We start from the raw sequence: 2,509 nt of genomic DNA on the forward strand, positions 1-2,509 counted from the left end.
GTTTTATCTGACGTGTTTCTGTTCAGTTATCAGTGTTCGGCTTGCGTCCCTCTCGGGACTGCTCGCCTATAGTACCACGCATCTTCCCTCTTTGCAATAGTTTTTCTCAAAAAAGTGAAGAAAGTTTGCGTAGCCTCATTTATGGCGCTTATACAGGCACTTCTGAGGCATAATGTCAGTTATTCAGAACCTGCCCCAGGAATAAAATAAACAGGCATTTTCTCAGTCGATGAATAATCCCTGTCGTTTCTCATTCTTTGAAGACATCCAACGGCACTTCTTGCGCGTAGTACTGCATCCTGCTGTGCTGATGATAATTGAGAGACATTTGTAGAATTCAACATCATCAAATCCAGCATTGGTCAAGAAATTCACGAGTTCTATGACATAGTAATCAGAAACCACAAGTATCGCATCATGTTCTTTAAAGATCATTTTATTATTTTGTTAAAAGGGCATTCTTTCTTCCCTTTTCATAGCGATTTGAAGAAAGTCTACCTGGTGCTGATGCCATTGCACAATCCTTCGTACCTATCACAGTCAGGCTTAGACCAGCTATTTGCGATACAAAGCACTTTATGAGGATGATGCTCACGAAAATAGTGACCAGCCTCTCGTCCACCTTCAAAATCATCTACAATCAAGCTACAGATATTTCTGTCATTTTTAAAATAGCCATCATAAACCACAAAGGCTATTCGTATTTGATCACGCAATTTCTGATATGCATCTTCACAAAAAAACATAGCAGCCATTCCAGGATTATTTAATGCCGATAAGGCTGCAGCAATATCAGGCAGATGGCCTCTTTCAGCAAGCTACTCCTGAACCTCTCTTACTGTCGTATCAGAGGCTTCTTTCGTGTTGCCATGTACGACATTAGAAGCCGCTGCCGTTCTTACGCCCAGTTCACTTGCTATATCAGCGATGCGAATTTTCCTTTCATCCCGCATACTGATCCTCATGAAATTGTATTCATCCACTTCCTGCTTCTAAACATATAGGCTGTCAAAAGAAGTCTTACCATTTCTTCCTGCGACAAGATCAAATAGACCCATACGATAGACAGCTTGAGAAAAAGCCCTGTGAATACTGCCAATGGAACGCCAATAAACCATGTGCCTAGAATGTCAATCATCATGATATATTTTGTCTTTCCACCACTTCTGATCACACCACCGCCCAAAATCATATTTAATACCTTTGCCGGCATTAAAAACGCGAAAACAAGTAAGATTTTCTCCCCAATGCTCTTCGCACTGGCAGATACCTGAAAGACTCCGACATAAGAGCTTCTAAGCAAGACAATCATCAATGACAGCACTACAGAACCAATAAAACCAAACACACAGATTCTTATTGATTCGCTATAGGCTTCATCATATTCATTTCTGCCCAATCTTTTCCCTGTCAAAATGCCAGCAGCCTGGGCCAATCCGCTTAATGCTCCAATGGTGAGACCTTGTATTGCTCCAGTCAGTGACATGCCTGCTAGCTCATTAGTTCCCATATGTCCATAGACATATGTATTGACGCTTTGTCCCACTGCCCACAAGCATTCACTAAAGGCAACTGGTAAAAGCATCTTAAAATACTGTTGATAGCCTTCCCGATCCAATCCCAAGGAGATGTTGATTCTTCCATATAACTTATAAACACAGACAAGGGTTAGGAACGCTCCCACCATTTGTGAAATGACGCTAGCTATGGCAGCACCCTGAACGCCTAATGCAGGAGCGCCAAAATGACCAAATATCAAACAAAAGTTAAAAAATGTATTAACTAGCGCAGTAAAGATACCGATATAAAGAGGCCACATTGAATGATTATGACAGCGTAGGGGCACACTTAAAATATTGCATATACCTAAAGGAATAAAAGTAAGCACAATGACCTGAAGATACTGAATGCCCCTCTGCTCTACAGGATGATCGTTCGAAAAGAGAGATATGAATGAATCTCGAAAAATGCTGAAAGCTAAAAGAAAACAAGAGCCGACAATAAACATGACAAGAAGATTTATGCATAGTGTCTTTTCTTCCGCTTCCCGGTTATTCTTTCCAATATATTGTGAAGTCATTATCGCTGTAATAGTGGAGATGGCACTGATAAGAAAAGCATAGATGAATCCTGGCTTACTGGCAATTTCTACAGCAGCAACACTCTGATCACCAAGCTGTCCTACCATGACCTGATCAATCATGGAAAAAGAAGACTGCAGCATGGATTGCAATGCTACGGGTATAGAAATGTTCATAACTTCCTTCAAAAATCTTTTTTCCACCATAGAAGTCACCCCCAAAGTAACCTCATGATAAGGCATATCGTTGTTTTCCACAATGGGCTAATCACGTAACCTTAAGCAATCAATATTAAAAACAAAAAATCCCCATTTGCACAGTGGACCTATATAAAGAGAAAAAAACGTTGATATTCCAACGTTTTACTTCCATGCATCTCGATATTTTAGCGTCTTTTGCGAATACACTATCGCCCGCAGAAGCATTTC

3 protein-coding genes are annotated in these 2,509 nt (G+C 40.5%); all 3 read right to left on the minus strand.

Annotation, left to right across the window (positions count from 1 at the left end; all coding sequences use genetic code 11):
* Positions 1 to 179 precede the first annotated feature (179 nt).
* The 3 genes from FYJ79_RS12280 to FYJ79_RS12290 all read right to left on the minus strand — a co-directional run bounded on the left by FYJ79_RS12280 (position 180) and on the right by FYJ79_RS12290 (position 2,287).
* On the minus strand, positions 180 to 347 hold the full coding sequence (locus FYJ79_RS12280) for a hypothetical protein (RefSeq protein WP_195837094.1): 168 nt from the start codon (positions 345 to 347) through the stop codon (positions 180 to 182).
* 147 nt (positions 348 to 494) lie between these two features.
* Positions 495 to 746: a type 1 periplasmic-binding domain-containing protein gene (locus tag FYJ79_RS12285; RefSeq protein WP_195837095.1), complete on the minus strand. Its 252-nt coding sequence runs from the start codon at positions 744 to 746 to the stop codon at positions 495 to 497.
* A 215-nt stretch (positions 747 to 961) separates the two neighbouring features.
* Positions 962 to 2,287 (minus strand): MATE family efflux transporter, encoded by a 1,326-nt coding sequence (locus FYJ79_RS12290; RefSeq protein WP_154518899.1) that lies wholly within the window; start codon positions 2,285 to 2,287, stop codon positions 962 to 964.
* Positions 2,288 to 2,509: the final 222 nt, after the last annotated feature.

The sequence above is a fragment of the Sharpea porci genome (assembly GCF_009695655.1).
GTDB lineage: Bacteria > Bacillota_I > Bacilli_A > Erysipelotrichales > Coprobacillaceae > Sharpea > Sharpea porci.

What these genes read in the sequence shown, in the direction of transcription:
- FYJ79_RS12285 (WP_195837095.1), bottom strand. Translation starts at nt 746, where the DNA reads ATGTTTTTTTGTGAAGATGCATATCAGAAATTGCGTGATCAAATACGA.
- FYJ79_RS12280 (WP_195837094.1), bottom strand. Translation starts at nt 347, where the DNA reads ATGATGTTGAATTCTACAAATGTCTCTCAATTATCATCAGCACAGCAG.
- FYJ79_RS12290 (WP_154518899.1), bottom strand. Translation starts at nt 2,287, where the DNA reads ATGGTGGAAAAAAGATTTTTGAAGGAAGTTATGAACATTTCTATACCC.